At 43.9% G+C, this 16,798-nt stretch carries 14 protein-coding genes; 9 read left to right on the top strand and 5 right to left on the bottom strand.

The genetic code is table 11. The features are described 5' to 3' along the window. The first annotated feature begins 103 nt into the window (after window positions 1-103). A complete protein-coding gene (locus ABIX36_RS13240) occupies window positions 104-841 on the top strand; it encodes a TlpA disulfide reductase family protein (RefSeq protein WP_348082639.1) in 738 nt (245 codons plus the stop codon). Window positions 842-871: 30 nt separating this feature from the next. After that, window positions 872-1,612 carry a TlpA disulfide reductase family protein gene (locus ABIX36_RS13235; protein WP_348082638.1) on the top strand — a complete coding sequence of 247 codons (741 nt, stop codon included), beginning with the start codon at window positions 872-874 and terminating at the stop codon, window positions 1,610-1,612. 56 nt (window positions 1,613-1,668) lie between these two features. On the opposite strand, the gene ABIX36_RS13230 is transcribed toward ABIX36_RS13235, so the two are convergent. Beyond that, the gene (locus ABIX36_RS13230) at window positions 1,669-2,022 is read right to left on the bottom strand and encodes an iron-sulfur cluster assembly accessory protein (protein WP_128535535.1); all 354 of its coding nucleotides are present in this window, start codon (window positions 2,020-2,022) and stop codon (window positions 1,669-1,671) included. Window positions 2,023-2,135: 113 nt separating this feature from the next. On the opposite strand from ABIX36_RS13230, the gene ABIX36_RS13225 reads away from it, so the two are divergent. From ABIX36_RS13225 to dnaA, 3 genes are all read left to right on the top strand, one after another. Continuing rightward, a complete protein-coding gene (locus ABIX36_RS13225; RefSeq protein ID WP_348082637.1) occupies window positions 2,136-2,645 on the top strand; it encodes a hypothetical protein in 510 nt (169 codons plus the stop codon). Window positions 2,646-2,650: 5 nt separating this feature from the next. After that, a complete protein-coding gene (locus tag ABIX36_RS13220) occupies window positions 2,651-4,198 on the top strand; it encodes a methylmalonyl-CoA mutase family protein (protein WP_348082636.1) in 1,548 nt (515 codons plus the stop codon). Window positions 4,199-4,532: 334 nt separating this feature from the next. Then, window positions 4,533-5,957: a chromosomal replication initiator protein DnaA gene (gene dnaA, locus ABIX36_RS13215; RefSeq protein ID WP_348082635.1), complete on the top strand. Its 1,425-nt coding sequence runs from the start codon at window positions 4,533-4,535 to the stop codon at window positions 5,955-5,957. A 52-nt stretch (window positions 5,958-6,009) separates the two neighbouring features. Here dnaA and ABIX36_RS13210 read toward each other — a convergent pair whose 3' ends face one another. Then, window positions 6,010-7,713: a hypothetical protein gene (locus tag ABIX36_RS13210; protein ID WP_348082634.1), complete on the bottom strand. Its 1,704-nt coding sequence runs from the start codon at window positions 7,711-7,713 to the stop codon at window positions 6,010-6,012. Between the two features lie 66 nt (window positions 7,714-7,779). Between ABIX36_RS13210 and ABIX36_RS13205 the strand changes: the two genes are divergently transcribed. After that, the gene (locus tag ABIX36_RS13205; RefSeq protein ID WP_348082633.1) at window positions 7,780-8,235 is read left to right on the top strand and encodes a nuclear transport factor 2 family protein; all 456 of its coding nucleotides are present in this window, start codon (window positions 7,780-7,782) and stop codon (window positions 8,233-8,235) included. A gap of 451 nt (window positions 8,236-8,686) precedes the next feature. Next, window positions 8,687-9,574: a DUF4349 domain-containing protein gene (locus ABIX36_RS13200; RefSeq protein ID WP_348082632.1), complete on the top strand. Its 888-nt coding sequence runs from the start codon at window positions 8,687-8,689 to the stop codon at window positions 9,572-9,574. Between the two features lie 190 nt (window positions 9,575-9,764). On the opposite strand, the gene ettA is transcribed toward ABIX36_RS13200, so the two are convergent. Continuing rightward, complete coding sequence (gene ettA / locus ABIX36_RS13195) at window positions 9,765-11,447, bottom strand: energy-dependent translational throttle protein EttA (protein ID WP_348082631.1); 1,683 nt, start codon at window positions 11,445-11,447, stop codon at window positions 9,765-9,767. A gap of 96 nt (window positions 11,448-11,543) precedes the next feature. Here ettA and ABIX36_RS13190 point away from each other — a divergent pair, with 96 nt between their 5' ends. Both ABIX36_RS13190 and ABIX36_RS13185 read left to right on the top strand, forming a co-directional pair. Beyond that, window positions 11,544-12,416, top strand: coding sequence for an FkbM family methyltransferase (locus ABIX36_RS13190; RefSeq protein WP_348082630.1), 873 nt, complete (start codon window positions 11,544-11,546; stop codon window positions 12,414-12,416). 507 nt (window positions 12,417-12,923) lie between these two features. After that, window positions 12,924-15,467 carry an ATP-dependent Clp protease ATP-binding subunit gene (locus tag ABIX36_RS13185; RefSeq protein WP_348082629.1) on the top strand — a complete coding sequence of 848 codons (2,544 nt, stop codon included), beginning with the start codon at window positions 12,924-12,926 and terminating at the stop codon, window positions 15,465-15,467. Window positions 15,468-15,470: 3 nt separating this feature from the next. On the opposite strand, the gene ABIX36_RS13180 is transcribed toward ABIX36_RS13185, so the two are convergent. Together ABIX36_RS13180 and ABIX36_RS13175 are read right to left on the bottom strand one after the other, a co-directional pair. After that, complete coding sequence (locus tag ABIX36_RS13180; protein WP_348082628.1) at window positions 15,471-16,280, bottom strand: hypothetical protein; 810 nt, start codon at window positions 16,278-16,280, stop codon at window positions 15,471-15,473. Further along, window positions 16,280-16,798: an endonuclease V gene (locus tag ABIX36_RS13175; RefSeq protein ID WP_348082627.1), complete on the bottom strand. Its 519-nt coding sequence runs from the start codon at window positions 16,796-16,798 to the stop codon at window positions 16,280-16,282. The genes ABIX36_RS13180 and ABIX36_RS13175 overlap by 1 nt, the downstream gene beginning before the upstream one ends.

The raw sequence follows: 16,798 nt of genomic DNA, 5'->3' as shown, positions 1-16,798 counted from the left end.
GCACAATTTGTTACAAGCCGGCGCACTATTTAATGCGGCACTTCAAAACAGCTTGTGCGGATAAAAAACTTGTAGTAATTTCATGGCTACAAACACCGCTCCCGTGAGAAAGATAGTACTACTGATAACCTTAACCTTTGCATCAATAATTAGCGCCGAAGCGCAGGAACAAACCGCTGTTTCCAAAACCGTGGTGGTTCGCAGCAGCAGCATGGAGCAAAAAATAGTAAAGGATTCTACCGGCGCTATAGTTCCATACGCGCAATGGCACCAGATGATGATATCGGGCGGGTATACACTACGGAGCAAGGGGATAAATTCAGATACCATGACACTGGTAAAAATGAATGCCGAAGATATTGCGAGGCGCAACAACATGCGAAGCAGGTTACCCGCAGTAATGCTTCCGCCAAGCCCTGCTTTCCCGATAGGCGAAAAAAAAGAGCTGTTTAGTGCTAAAGATGTAGACGGCAACAAAGTCGATTTTAAAGCGCTGGCGGGTAAAGTTATTGTACTGAATTTTTGGTTTATTGCCTGCGAACCCTGCAAACAGGAAATACCGGAGTTGAATAAATTGGTGGCCAATAACCCCGATGTGGTATTTATAGGCATAGGGCTCGACCTGAAATACGAGATAAAAGACTTCCTGAAAGTCACACCTTTCAATTACCGCCAAATTTATGATGCCCGAGAAGATTGCAACCGCTATGGCATCAACAGCTACCCTACCAATGTAGTGATCGATAAAAAAGGAGTTACCCGGTACAGCTCATCCGGCTTTGGTGGTGGAAGCTTAACTTATCTCAAAAAAACCATTGAAGAAGTAACAGCAGAAAACTAACCTTATTTAAATTCAACGCACCTTATCCGTATGCCAACATTTTATAAAAAACTGCTGCTTTTAACCAGTCTTACATTAATACTCCACTTCGGGGCCTTGTCCCAGATAGAAATAACTAAACCTATAGAAGAGTACAGCTTCAATAAAAACACTGTGGTAACCAATGCAGGCGGTGTACCCTATAAATACGCCGAGTGGCACAGCCTGTTTGCTACCGGTAAGTACAAGCTTAAGCCGGTACACGAAGAAAGCGATAGTACGGCATTTATACTTACCCTAAGAAACGAGAAAACCGAACACAAGGACTTTGCAGCGCTGACACCAACACCCGCATCGTTCTTTAAAAAAGGCAATAGCTTTTTATTGCTTACTATGGAAGACGCCAATGGCAACAAAATAGCTGCCGAGGATTTAAAAGGCAAAATAGTTGTTGTGAATTTTTGGTTTATTGCCTGCCCGCCCTGCCGCTATGAGATGCCCGAATTAAACCGCATTGTAGATAGCTATAAAAATAGCAGTGATATTGTTTTTTTAGCAATCACATTTGACAAGAAAGAAGACGTGAAGCGCTTTTTAAAAGTCTCACCGTTTAAATACAAGGTAATTCCCGAATCGATGCCGCTTTTTAGTTACTACGGAGTAGACTCCTGCCCTGCCAGCATTGTTGTAGATAAAACGGGCGTTATCGTATTTAACAGCCTTGGCTACAATGAAGGTTCGGTACCATTTTGGATAGATAAAACCATAAAGCAATTAAAGGCCCAAAAATAAAAAACCCCATCCAATGGGGACGGGGTTTAAATATCTTGAAATTCTGAGTCTGAAATTTACACCGAAAACGAAGTACCGCAACCGCAGGTACTTGCAGCATTAGGGTTATTAAAAGTAAAGCCGCGGGCGTTTAGTCCGTCCTGAAAATCTATCTGCATACCGGCCAGGTACAAGCCGTGCGCTTTGTGCATATAAACTACCAAACCTTCAATTAAAAACTCCTGGTCGCCATCTTTTTTCTGGTCGAAACCTAAAACGTAGCTCATACCCGAGCAGCCACCACCCTCAACGCCAATGCGTAAGCCAAAGTCATCGTTCAATTCCTGCTGATCTCTCAGTTTAAAAAGTTCTTTTACGGCACCCTGGGTAAAAGTAACAGGTGCGGTTAGGGTTTCAACAATAGCGCTCATCTTATTTTTAATTAACTATACAAATATAAGGTAAAATGCGGATTTTTGTTGCGGTCCTATTATTTATGACCTCTGCCTAACATTTAAAAAACATGGTACTTTACAGCATATTAATGGATATTGCAAAATATACAATGGCCGGTATTGGCGTTGTTTATGTTGCGTTCTATCTGTTTAAGCCTTACTTAGATAAAACCCAAAACCTGCAGGCTTTGGAGTTAAAAAAAGGCCTTAGCGCGCAAACGCTCCCATTACGCCTGCAAGCCTATGAGCGCCTGGTGCTGTTGGTAGAGCGCGTAAATCCTGCAAATTTGCTCATTCGCCTAAACGGCAACAGCCTATCAGCTGCCGAATTGAATATTATTATTGTGAACGAGGTACGCAACGAGTACCAGCATAACGTAACGCAGCAAATTTATGTGAGCGACCGTGCCTGGGCGGTGATCAAGCGGGTGAAAGAAGATACGCTGGCCGTAGTGAACAGCGCTGTAAAAGCACTGCCTGAAGGTGCCAACGGACTTGATTTGGGGCGCATCATCCTAAACCACCTCAGCAAGCTGGAAGATAACCCCTACGATATTGCCATCACGCTGTTAAGGAAAGACCTGGAGGACTTGTTTTAACGCGTATGGCTGGTAAAAAGATCACTAATAGTTCTGGTATTGAAGTAAAGGAACTGTATACCGAACCTTCGGGCATGACCGAGTTGCCGGGCGAGTTCCCTTATACCCGTGGCATCCAAAAAGATATGTACCGCGGCAAACCCTGGACAATGCGCCAATACGCCGGGTTTTCCACCGCCGAAGAAAGCAACAAGCGTTACCATTACCTGTTAAGCCAGGGCACCATGGGCCTTTCGGTGGCCTTCGACCTGCCTACACAGATAGGCTATGACAGCGACCATGAATTGGCCGAAGGCGAAGTAGGCAAAGTGGGTGTAGCGATAGATTCTCTAAAGGATATAGAGACCTTATTTGATGGCATTCAACTAAAGGATATCACCACCAGCATGACCATCAACGCTACGGCCTCTGTCCTGCTGGCCATGTACATCGCGTTAGCAAAAAAACAGGGGGCAGATCTAAAGCAGATCTCGGGCACCATCCAAAACGATATATTAAAGGAGTACGCGGCACGAGGCACCTATATTTACCCGCCCGCCCCATCCATGCGGCTCATTACTGATATTTTTGAATACTGTAGCAAGGAGGTACCAAAATGGAACACCATATCCATATCGGGCTACCATATCCGCGAAGCAGGCTCAACTGCCGTGCAGGAACTGGCTTTTACGCTGGCCAATGGCAAAACTTATTTAAAGGCAGCGCTTGATAAAGGTTTAGATATTAACGTATTCGCCAAACGGCTATCGTTCTTCTTCAATTGTCATAACAATTTCTTCGAAGAGATAGCCAAGTTCAGGGCGGCAAGGCGCATGTGGGCGCACATTACCAAAGAGCTTGGCGCTACGGATGCCGGTGCTCAAAAACTCCGCTTCCACACCCAAACGGGCGGCTCTACACTTACCGCGCAGCAACCCATGAATAATATTGTGCGCGTAGGTATGCAGGCCATGGCCGCGGTACTTGGCGGCACACAATCTTTACACACCAACGGCTACGACGAGGCGCTTTCGCTTCCCACCGAAGCCGCCGCAAAAATAGCCCTCCGTACCCAACAGATCATTGCTTTTGAAAGCGGCGTTACCGATACGGTTGACCCTCTGGCAGGCTCGTATTTTATTGAGGCGCTGACAAACGAAATAGAAACCGGCGCACAGATATACATTGATAAGATAGATGCGATGGGCGGGGCGGTAAAAGCTATAGAAAACGACTACATGCAGCAGGAAATTGCGGCAGCTGCATATCAATACCAAAATGACATTGAGAGTGGCGAGCGGGTGCTGGTTGGCGTAAATAAATTCATTCAGGCTGAGGTTGTGGCGGATAGTGTTTTTCGTGTAAATGATTCCATCAGGCGCAAACAAACCGACCAATTAATTCGTTTAAAGGAAGAAAGAAATAAAGCAGAGGTAAGCGTGGCGCTGCAAAATTTAGCCGCCGCCGCAAAAGGCACCGATAACCTTATGCCTTACATTTTAACCGCTGTAGAATGCTACGCTACTTTGGGCGAAATAGCTGATACGCTCCGCGATATTTTCGGGGAATATTAATAAAATATTACCAGTTAAAATTTATAATAAGCTTAGAGCAAATTGAAGTAAGCACGCCTGGATATTTTGCCAAAAAAGCGAAGTGGATTGCTGTTTAAACTTACAAAAATGCCCATACGTTGCGTACGGGCGGTTATTATATTTTTGCTTGCGAAAGATAACATTAAATATGAATTACACATTAAAAAAAGGTAAGCTTTAGATAAATATATTTCGGAAATATTCTCAAAATATCTTTTTTAATCCGCTTTTTTTATGAATATTCGATGTTCCGAAACGGGCTAAAAAGTTGCTTGCCGGGACGCTGAAAATCAAAGAATTACTACTATCTACTATGGAAAAAACTTGTACTAACGTTTGGAATAGCTGCTTGCAGATCATCAAAGACAACATACCGGCCCAAAGTTTTAAGACTTGGTTTGAGCCGATAAAGGCCTTGCGGATGGAAGGAAGCGTGCTAACCATACAGGTACCAAGTTTATTCTTTTACGAGTGGCTGGAAGAACATTATGTTGGTCTGCTGCGTAAAACCATAAAGAAGCAACTGGGTGACGAAGGAAGGCTGGAGTATAACATTGTTGTGGAGCAATCTTCACCAAAGCCGTATACTACCAATATGCCCTCTAACGGAAATGGCGCCGAATCAAAAAACCAGTCGATGCCAATACCTATATCTATTAACAAGGACATCAAAAACCCTTTTGTTATACCGGGATTGAAGAAACTGAATGTAGACCCTCAGCTTAACCGTAACTACACCTTCGAAAACTTTGTTGAGGGCGATTGTAACCGTTTGGCACGTTCTGCCGGTTACGCGGTTGCCGCAAAACCGGGCGGTACTTCATTTAACCCTTTAATGATATACGGTGGCGTAGGTTTGGGTAAAACCCACCTGGCACAAGCCATTGGTAACGAAATAAGGCGCACCCTGCCAGATAAGCTGGTGCTGTACGTAAGCTGCGAAAAATTCACCCAGCAGTTTGTAGATGCCCTAAAGCATAACAACATTAACGATTTTGTGAATTTTTACCAGGCGATAGATGTGCTCATTATGGATGATGTACACAATTTTGCCGGTAAAGAAAAAACACAGGATTTCTTCTTCCATATCTTCAACCACCTGCACCAAAGCGGCAAACAACTGATCATCACATCAGATAAAGCCCCTAAGGATTTGGCCGGGTTAGAAGAGCGTTTGCTATCGCGTTTCAAATGGGGCCTTTCTGCTGATCTGCAGATCCCTGATCTGGAAACCCGTATGGCTATCCTGAAAAACAAGATCTACCAGGACGGAATCGAACTATCAAACGATGTAATAGAATACGTTGCCCACAATATTGATAACAACGTACGTGAGCTGGAAGGCGCCATGGTGTCCTTACTGGCACAGTCTACCCTCAACCGAAAAGAGATTGACCTGAACCTGGCCAAGCAAATGCTGAAGAATTTTGTAAAAAATTCAGCCAAGGAAATTTCTATGGAATACATCCAGAGCCTGGTTTGCGAATACTTCGAGGTACCTATTGAGATGGTAAAATCGCAAACCCGCAAACGCGAAATTGTACAGGCCCGCCAGATCTCGATGTACCTGGCCAAGGCACACACCAAAAGCTCACTAAAATCAATCGGTAACTTCTTTGGCGGCCGCGACCACTCTACCGTGATCTACGCTTGCCAAACTGTAGAAGACCTTATTGATACCGATAAAAAATTCAAAGGCTACGTAGCCGATATACAAAAGAAACTGAAAATGTCGTAAACCGACACGAAAACATATTTTGAAAGCCTCGCGAATGCGGGGCTTTTTTGGTTTATCGAATCAGCTTTAAATATTTATAGCTGCCGCCATCCTTCAATAAAATCTTTTCCTTCCAAAAAGCATCATCTTCCAAAGTTTCGTCTGCGAAATTCCAGGTCGTAAACGCTTTTATGGTGTTGGTAATAGGTTCATCCGTATACTCTCCCTTTTTCAACACATATGGTTTTGGCAACGTCCATTCGTACAACTGGTTATCTTTAGGAATAAGTACGAAGAACCGAATGCGAGCTACTCCGTTTTCATCAACAACCTTAAACGGATTTAAAACAACATCGCCGCTCGCCGGATATATCAAATTAAGAAATTGATAATTGGCCCCCAATTTAGCGAAGTGATTCAATTTGGATTTAACCATGTTTTCGTAATGCGGCAGTATCAGGTCAACCAATCGCTGCCTGAATTTCTTTTCTGCCTCTCGCTTCCCGGCTTTTAACTCATCCGCAATCAACTCGTACTGCCCCACGTATTCCCGGTTCTCTTTTTCGTCATCGGCCCACATTTTTTTATATTTCTCCCAATCGGGGTCCTTGCGCTTATCTTGTACCTTTCTAAACAGCTCCCCGTCCCAAAAGCCGTCGCTTGGTTCGGCGGAATTATCTGCAAAGTAATCCCAGCCCTGCAAGTTGTTTAAAAACTCCAGCTTTCCCGCTTTAGCGTCATCAGCGTCAAAGTAAGTTGCTTCAGATTTTTTGTAATACCATTTTCCCAGGTAGTTTATCCCCGTTACTATATAAGCGTACGTTTGAGGGCGTTGATCAAGATACCCGGAATACTTAATATTCTTAGAGGTAATGATCTTAACATTGTTGTCACTTTTAGCAGCCAATAGCGGCTTTGCATCTTTTTTATCGAGCGTAGTGATAAAAAATGCTACAAATTTAGCTCTATCCGGGCTGTAAAAATTTTGATAAAGGTTATTGAAGTTAACGGTGGAATCCTTAACAACATCTTTAACCAACAATGCGTCAAAGGTTTTCGGATAAACACTTTTTTCTATATATGCTGCCCGTTGCTCTGCCAATTCTCTTGCACGCACTATCGTTTTATTGGTGCTGGCCACCCCGCGAATAACCTCCTGAAAAGCCGGGGCCAAAGCATTGTTTATGGTGCAGCCAATGGTGCCTGTTTCGCAGGCAAACTCAAACCCCGGGTTGTTCCACCCGCCGGTGTATTCCTTGTTAAACAATATTTGGTTGGATTGCACATCGTACAATTGCACCTGTATTTTGCAAACCGTTTGCTTGTTCTCTTTGTAAAATGACACCTTGGGGAAATTCAACACATAAGTGGTATTTTCTTTAACGGCTATTTTTTGCAGGTCGGCCAGTTCTCCGCCCGAGGTTTCACTGCCCAGCAATATCAGGCAGTTTTCGAAATGCTCATAAAATTTGTAGATCAGGTAATCCTGTGCTGTCAGTGATATCGTTTTAGAAAAACTTACCCGTTTAAAAAAGCTGAAGGTGCTTTTGGCCATCAATTTTATATTTTCGGGCTTGCCACCGTCTGCCGGTAGTTGTCCTGTTGCCATTGGTGAGCTTTTTAGCGCCTCGGTTTGCTTGTCGGTTTCCGCTTTGAGGTTCGGGTCTATAGTGGTGGCAAACGGCGCTAATATCACCATTTTGGGTTCGTAGTCGCCCTGCGCTTTGGTTACGGAGTATATAGACAGGAAGGCTATTAGGATTGCCAGTTTTTTCATGATAAGGTTTTACAGGTTGAATATAATTTGAATATCTTAGTAATTGATATTTTAATTTTTACCACCATGAAAAAACTGCTTATCGTTGCAATTCTGGCCCTTTCTTCCATCCCCGCCTTTTGCCAAACCGATAAAGACGACATCAAGAAAGCCATCAACACCATGTTTGATGCTATGCGCAAAGGCGACAGTACCATGTTGAAATCAGTTTTCGCGGATGGGCTGGCTTTCCAGGGTGTAAATACAAAACCTGATGGTACAAATGTGCTTGAGAATGAAAAACCTGATGGATTTATAAAAGCCGTGGGCACACCTCACAAAGAAATTTGGGATGAACGTATCACCTTTGGCGATATTAAAGTAGATGGCCCGCTGGCGAGTGTATGGACACCCTACAAATTCTACCTCGGCAAAACGTTTAGTCACTGCGGTATCGACTTTTTCCAACTGATGAAAACTGCCACCGGCTGGAAAATCGTGTACATCATCGATACACGCCGTAAGGATAACTGCCCGGAGTAAAGCTTCATCCACTCCTCTTATTAAAGTTTTGTCAGTCTGAGCTTGTCGAAGACCATGCACTATGCAAAGCCGATAATGCCTGGCAAGCCCGCTAAGACATTTGCGATGGTTTGTCTTGTCCCTTGATTCTTATCTCTTGCTTCTCTTCCTCGTTTGTAACATTTTAATTATCAGCCTATCAACAGGGTTACTATTTATGGATGACGGGTATCAATACTAAACCAATTAAATCATCAGGAAAATCAAACTACAGCGTTATCGGCTTCAATTTTAAAAGAGGTATTAAAGCTCTGTTGACAGGTATTCATTTTTAGCCGCCGGCAAATTAGCCGGGGGCCTTCTGTGTTTAATTAATTATTTGATAATCAATCGTTTAAATAAAATAAAATTTATAAAAGCAGGGTTACTATTTCGTGGTGATGGGTATCAATACTAAACCAAATAAATCATCATGAAAATAAAAATCTTAATTGTGCTGGCGGGCTTGGCTTTGCTGGCTGCCTGTAAAGGAAAATCACACCCTGGCGAATACGAATATGCTAATGCAAAGAGCGCTGCAGCGGATACAGCAGGAATAGCAGCTGATACAATCATTGCGGAAGCTGCCAAGCTGGTAAAAACTGCCGACATGACCTTCAAAGTAAAAAATGTGCAGAGAACCGGCGATTCTGTCTCTGCCCTCACTAACCGGTATGGCGGCATGGTGATGCACCACCAAATGAGCTCGAACATTGTAAACAGCCAGGACATCCGCCTGAGCGATGACTCGGTGATGCATGTTTCTGCATTTAATACCAATGCCGATATGACTGTGAAAGTGCCATCAGACAAACTGGAGGATTTTATGATCAGAGTGAGCCATATGGGCATGTACATCACCTCGCGCAAAATGGATATCGAAGATAAATCGCTCGATTTCCTTTCAGAAAAAATGAAAACGAACAATCGCAGGGAATTGGTTGCCCAGCAAAAAAGTGGCCAGATCAAAATCAAAAATCCGGAAGCCGTCCTTTGGCTGAAAGACGACCTGGTTGACGGCCAGATAAATAACCAGCGGATAGACGCTGCTGTGAAATACAGTAACATCAGCCTTAACTTTTACCAAAGCAATACCATTGTAAAGGAGATGGTTGCCAATGACGACCCCTCGAGCTACCAATTACCGTTCTTTAAACGCCTGGGGATGGCTATCGTCAACGGCTGGTTGATGTTTACAGAGTTAATACTTGGCTTAGCCAATCTTTGGATATTTGTACTGATAGGAATTGGGTTGTGGATGATGTATAAGGTTTATAGGAAAAAGTTCGTAGTGGTGCCGCCGGCAACAGCTACGTTATAAAAAACCATCATTGCGAGGAACGAAGCAATCTCCCGATAGGACAGATCGGCGATTGTCTTGCGGTCATGCAAAGTTCAGAGATTGCTTACAGCAATGACGGGATGGTAATAAACTACAAAAGCCCGGCGGTTGCCGGGCTTTTGTAGTTATACTTCTTTCTTGCTTCTTGATTCTAAAAGTCTTGTGTCTTCTACTCTACCAGTTTTTTATACCTGATGCGTTTCGGCGCTACATCGCCTAAACGTTTCTTACGGTTTTCCTCGTAATCGCTGTAGTTACCTTCGAAGAAGTAAACCTGCGAATTGCCTTCAAACGCCAGGATGTGGGTACAGATCCTATCTAAAAACCACCTATCGTGACTAATAACTACCGCACAGCCGCCAAAGTTTTCTAAAGCTTCTTCTAAGGAACGCAGTGTATTTACGTCAATATCGTTGGTAGGCTCATCCAGTAACAAAACGTTCGATCCTTTTTTAAGCGTGATGGATAAATGCACGCGGTTACGCTCACCACCCGATAGTACGCCAACTTTTTTCTGCTGATCGGCGCCGTTAAAGTTAAAGCGCGATACGTAGGCGCGGGAATTGAGTGGTTTGTTACCCACCATAATGGTTTCAAGCCCGCCGGTTACGTTTTCCCAAACAGATTTATTGGGATCGAGGTCGTCATGCATCTGGTCAACATAGCCTAAGGCAACGGTCTCCCCTACCCGGAAAGTACCTGCATCGGGTTGGTCCTGCCCGGTTATTAAACGGAACAAGGTTGTTTTACCCGCACCGTTCGGGCCGATGATTCCCACGATACCTGCAGGGGGCAAGGAGAAGGTCAAGTTCTCGAACAATACCTTATCGCCATAGGCCTTGGTAACGTTATTAGCTTCGATAACGATATTACCCAAACGCGGGCCCGGTGGGATAAACAGCTCCAGCTTTTCTTCCCTGTCCTTTGTTTCCTCGGAGGCTAATTTATCGTAGTTAGATAAACGGGCTTTTGATTTTGCGTGACGGCCTTTGGCCCCCATGCGTACCCATTCCAGCTCGCGCTCCAATATTTTCTGGCGTTTGCTCTCGCCTTTCTCTTCCTGGGCCAATCGTTTAGATTTTTGATCAAGCCATGAGGAATAATTCCCTTTCCATGGTAAACCTTCGCCACGATCCAATTCAAGTATCCAGCCGGCAACGTTATCCAGGAAGTACCTATCGTGTGTTACGGCTATTACCGTCCCTTTATATTGTTTTAAGTGTTGCTCCAGCCAGTCGATAGATTCAGCATCCAGGTGATTGGTAGGCTCATCCAACAACAAAACATCAGGTTCCTGCAAAAGCAAGCGGCATAAAGCCACGCGGCGGCGTTCACCACCCGATAGCACCGAAATTTTGGCATCCGGGTCGGGGCAGCGCAAGGCATCCATAGCACGCTCCAGTTTCACGTCCAGTTCCCATGCGTTCACAGCATCTATCTGGTCCTGCAATTCGCCCTGGCGGCTCATTAGCTTATCCATTTTATCGGCATCGCCGTAGTATTCCTCCAGCCCGAATTTCTCGTTAATGTCTTCGTACTCTTTAAGTAAAGCTGTGGTTGCGGCCACGCCTTCTTCCACAATTTCCTTTACTGTTTTGTTGGGATCCAGTTCCGGCTCCTGGCTCAGGTAGCCTACGGTATAGCCCGGGGAAAATACAACCTCGCCGATGTTGGTTTTGTCGATACCGGCGATGATCTTCAGCAAACTCGATTTACCCGAACCGTTTAAACCGATAACGCCAATTTTGGCGCCATAGAAAAACGAGAGGTAAATGTTTTTTAGTACGGTTTTTTGAGGCGGGTAAACTTTGCTTACCCCCGCCATAGAAAATATGATCTTTTCGTCAGCCATGTAGCGTTATAATTAGTGGTGGCAAATATCTGTTAAAAAGAGAAATTAACACAAGATGTTTGAATTTATATAACACTATAATTTATAATTTGCGCCATGCAGCGAACCTTAAGCTTTGTGCTTAACCATCCGTTTACCAAAGGGCACAGGCTGGCCGGGATAGCTAAACTGTTGAAGTGGCAACTCACCTCGCGGCTGCATAAAAAACCTGTCGAGTTTCAGTTCACTCAAAATAGCAAGCTAATGGTTTGGAAAGGGCTTACCGGCGCTACAGGCAACATTTATTGCGGCCTGCACGAGTTTGAGGATATGGCCTTCCTGCTGCATTTCCTGCGCCCCGGCGATCTGTTCGCCGATATAGGTGCCAACATTGGCAGTTACACCATGCTCGCATCTGCCGAAATAGGTGCCCGGTCGGTAACTGTTGAGCCCCTGCCAGCCACTTTTAAAAACCTGGTGCAAAACATCCAGCTCAATAATATTGGCGATAAGGTAAACGTGCTGAACATTGGCATCGGCAGTAAAAAAGGCATTTTAAAATTCACCAGGGCACACGATACCGGCAATCATGTAGCAACCGATGAAGACCACGATGTTACCGAAGTACCTGTAGATACGCTGGACAGCATTTTGGCCGGTGAAACTCCGGCACTTATAAAAATAGATGTAGAAGGTTTTGAAACGGAAGTTTTAAATGGCGCTGCTAATACGCTCGCCTCGCTGGGGCTTAAGGCAATTATTATTGAACTTAACGGAGCCGGCAATCGCTACGGGTTTGATGATCAGGATATCCACCGCTTACTCCTGAGCCAAGGCTTTAGAACCATGCGCTATTCACCCTTTAACCGCGAACTGAAAGATGCACAGTTGAATACCGAGCACAATACTTTGTATGTGCGGGATGTGGAAATAGTGAAAGAGCGGTTGGGCAGGGCAAGGACCGTTTATGTGCAGGGCAGGGCGGTGTAGTAAGGTTGAGGAAATATAACCCACATTGATGCACCGTAAAGATGCAAAATATTGCGTCTCTGCCCAATACAAGGGCATTTCCATAATTTTCATTTAAAATTCATTCAATAACTTGTATATTACAATGCAAATGTTTTGGTTTGCTTTCGATAGAGGACAACTACAGCAAGCAAAATAGCTTATGCCGTATTGTCATACAGGGAATGACTATTTGCCCTGCTTATATTAAAAGGCCGGGTTAGTTCTCAGTGTTTTAAACTAATCTCACAAAAACTCATCTAAATATTAAGTTTTTGTCGTATTTATAGTAATAATCAGGCGGTTCTCAGGTTTAAAAAACAAAAGGCAGGTTTATTTTATTCCTTTTAAACAGGCGGCATATCATCAAATTGTCTGTTTACAATAAAGGCAGAAAACTGGCAACATTGTTGATAAATGTAAAAACTATCGCCTTGACTAATAGAAACAATTTTATAGATTAGGACGATCATAATCAGAAAGGTATATATGGAAGCTAAATTTTCGCCGCGGGTTAAAGATGTGATACAGTACAGCAGGGAGGAGGCTTTACGCCTTGGCCACGATTATATTGGAACGGAGCACCTTTTGCTTGGCCTTATTCGCGATGGCGATGGCGTGGCAATTAAACTATTAAAAGGGCTAACTGTTGATACCGCCAAATTACGCCGCGCCGTGGAAGATGCTGTGAAAGGCACCATTGGCACCAACGTACATATAGGCAGTATCCCGTTAACCAAACAAGCCGAAAAAGTATTAAAAATCACTTACCTGGAAGCGAAAATTTTCAAAAGCGATGTTATTGGTACTGAGCACCTGCTGCTCTCTATCCTTCGTGATGAGGACAACATCGCTTCGCAGATACTGATGCAATTTAACGTGAACTACGAAGTATTTAAAAGCGAAGTGGAATCGCATAAAAACGATGTTACCGACGAAATGCCGGGTTCATCAACTGGTGGCGACGACGATTTTAAGGAAGACGACAACTTTACCCAGCCTAAAAAGGTATCAGATATTAAATCTAAAACCCCGGTGCTGGATAATTTTGGCCGCGACCTGACAAAAGCTGCCGAAGAAGGCAAGCTTGACCCGATAGTAGGCCGCGAAAAAGAAATTGAGCGTGTATCGCAGATCCTGTCGCGTCGTAAAAAGAACAACCCTATCCTCATAGGCGAGCCTGGTGTTGGTAAGAGTGCCATTGCCGAAGGTTTGGCCTTGCGTATTGTACAGCGCAAAGTATCGCGCGTGCTGTTCAACAAACGCGTAGTTACTCTGGATCTTGCTTCATTGGTTGCCGGTACTAAATACCGCGGCCAGTTTGAGGAGCGTATGAAAGCTGTAATGAACGAGTTGGAAAAATCTCCGGATGTTATCCTGTTCATCGATGAGATCCACACTATTGTTGGCGCAGGCGGCGCTTCGGGTTCGCTTGACGCATCCAACATGTTTAAACCGGCTTTGGCCCGTGGAGAGATTCAATGCATCGGCGCAACAACTTTAGATGAGTATCGCCAGTACATCGAAAAAGATGGCGCTTTAGATCGTCGTTTTCAAAAGGTAATGGTAGAACCTGCAACTCCTGCCGAAACGGTAGAGATACTGAACCGCATTAAAGAGAAATACGAAGAGCACCACGGTGTAACTTATACCGATGAAGCCATCAACGCCTGCGTTACCTTAACCACCCGCTATATTACCGACAGGTTTTTACCTGACAAGGCGATCGACGCGCTTGATGAATCGGGCTCCCGTGTGCATTTGACCAATATCCATGTACCACAACAGATTCTGGATATTGAGGCGAAGATAGAGCAGATAAAAATTGAGAAAAATAAGGTTGTACGCAGCCAGAAATACGAAGAAGCAGCCAAACTGCGCGATACCGAGAAACACCTTTTAGAGGAGCTCGATCAGGCGAAATCTGTTTGGGAAGCCGAAACAAAATCTAAACGCTACACCGTCTCTGAAGATAACGTTGCAGAGGTAGTTGCCATGATGACCGGCATCCCGGTACAGCGCGTTGGCCAGGCAGACAGCCTGAAACTGCTGAACATGGGCGACACTATTGCAACTAAGATCATAGGCCAGGATGAAGCCATTAAAAAGCTGACCCGTGCAATTCAGCGTACCCGCGCTGGATTGAAAGATCCTAAAAAACCAATTGGCTCATTCATATTTTTAGGCCCTACCGGTGTTGGTAAAACCGAGCTTGCTAAAGAGCTTGCCCGTTTTATGTTCGACACTGAGGATGCCCTGATACAGATAGACATGAGCGAGTACATGGAGAAATTCGCGGTATCACGCTTAGTGGGCGCGCCTCCGGGCTACGTAGGTTACGAAGAAGGCGGACAGCTGACCGAAAAGGTGCGCCGTAAACCATACGCCGTTGTATTGCTTGATGAAATTGAAAAAGCCCACCCGGATGTATTCAACATCCTGTTACAGGTGTTGGATGAAGGCCAGCTGACCGATTCCTTGGGCCGCAAGGTTGATTTCAGGAACACTATCATCATCATGACCTCGAACATTGGCGCACGCCAGTTGAAAGATTTTGGCCAGGGTGTTGGTTTCACCACCGCTGCAAAAACCACACAGGCAGATTCGCACTCACGTGGTGTGATAGAGAACGCGTTAAAACGCGCTTTCGCTCCTGAGTTTTTGAACCGTATTGATGATGTGATCGTGTTTAACTCATTGGGTAAAGACGAGATCTTCAAAATCATCGATATCGAGCTTGGCTTCCTGTTTGGCAGAGTGAACAGCCTGGGTTACAAAATTGAGCTGACCTTAGCCGCCAAAGAATTCATTGCCGAAAAAGGTTACGACTCGCAGTTTGGTGCACGTCCGTTAAAACGCGCCATCCAGAAATATTTGGAAGACCCAATTGCAGAAGAGATCCTGAAAGGCGAATTAACAGAAGGCGATACTATGGAGGTAGACTACGACAAAGAAGCCGACCAGGTGAAAATTGTAGCCAAAAACAAAGCCGCCGGCGAAGACAAAACGCCCGAAGAAGAGCAACAACAATAAGCGCTAAGTTTTAAATAAATCATATAGCCTCCGGAAAAATCCGGGGGCTTTTTTTGTAGATTGATCAAGGTCAATATCATCGATTTTGATGTTCAAGCTTTCATCGATACTTGAATCACCAATTATCTTGTTCAAACCTATAATCGTATATTTTACATAATGTGTTAAAAGCTCAAAAATATTCTCATTCTGAATAATATACCCAAAAACACTAATTTCTGTGTCTCCAATTACCCTGTCGTTATAAGTAGGCCCCTGGTCATAAACGATCTTCCCAGCATCAAGACCGTTAAGTACAAGGTATACAAATGCACCACAGCCACCCTGTTCAAGTATCAATGCAAAGGTCAATAAATACTCTTTATTCTCTTGGGTCCGATAGATTTCTCCAATTTTTGCATTCTCGAACGTTTTAGTTATATGGTCATAACTACATTCTTCAACTTCTTCTACACTAAAGCCTTCGGCTACCAATAATTCTAAAAATTTGGTAGTTAAAAAAGCTTCTATCGGGCTTTCATAAGCTGAGGTCGGGTCGGCTAATTTAAGACAGTATAAAAAACTGGCATGATTAAAATAGTAAATTCCCTTAGTGCCTATATCTTTCAAATAATAACGAAAATCCTCAGGCAATTTTACATGATGAGCTCCTTCAAAAACATCCAACACGGAGGCCGGAGTTTTAACACGTTTTGAATACACATACTTATAATGCTCACGCTTAATAAGGTCAACCTGTCGTGAATTAAGAGACTGCAAAAAGGCATTTAATTCTTTTTCAGCATCTTGAAGCTGTGCAAATGATGTGTTCATTACTTAATGGTTAAATCTTGCTTAGTTAAAATATCAAGCTGTTTTAGCAAGGTTGGAATCCTATATTCTCCAGACATCATCTTAACATAGGCCGCTGCTTCATCAATATTTATACCCAACGCTGTTATATACAAGGGCTTCGTGCTCTTACCCCTTAATTCAGCTCTTTTATTGTCTATTAGGCTCTTATAATCATTTTTGGCAATTCCGATTACGGGGATGCTTCTATTCCTTTCCTCATAAAGATGGCCTCCTAATCCCAATTTCCCAAAATCGTCAAGAACAACAAAGCCGTCGATAATTATGGCATCAATATCATTTAAGTCAACCCTTTTTAGCGCATTTAATATACATGGCAGTTCCCTTTTATAAAATTCGCCCGATTGATAACCGGCTTCAGAATTAGTTATTTCGATTATTACATCTTTAGGCTCAACACTTGTCCATTCGTCAAATATAAAACACACAGTCTTAGCCTTGTCGGCATAGTAGTAAGAATCAAAAGCTAAAAGCATCAT

Origin of the sequence: Mucilaginibacter sp., from assembly GCF_039925265.1 — a bacterium.
In the GTDB taxonomy this organism is placed as follows: Bacteria; Bacteroidota; Bacteroidia; order Sphingobacteriales; family Sphingobacteriaceae; genus Mucilaginibacter.
The sequence above is the reverse complement of the archived record's forward strand: the minus strand, read 5'-3'. Positions and strand labels throughout refer to the sequence as shown.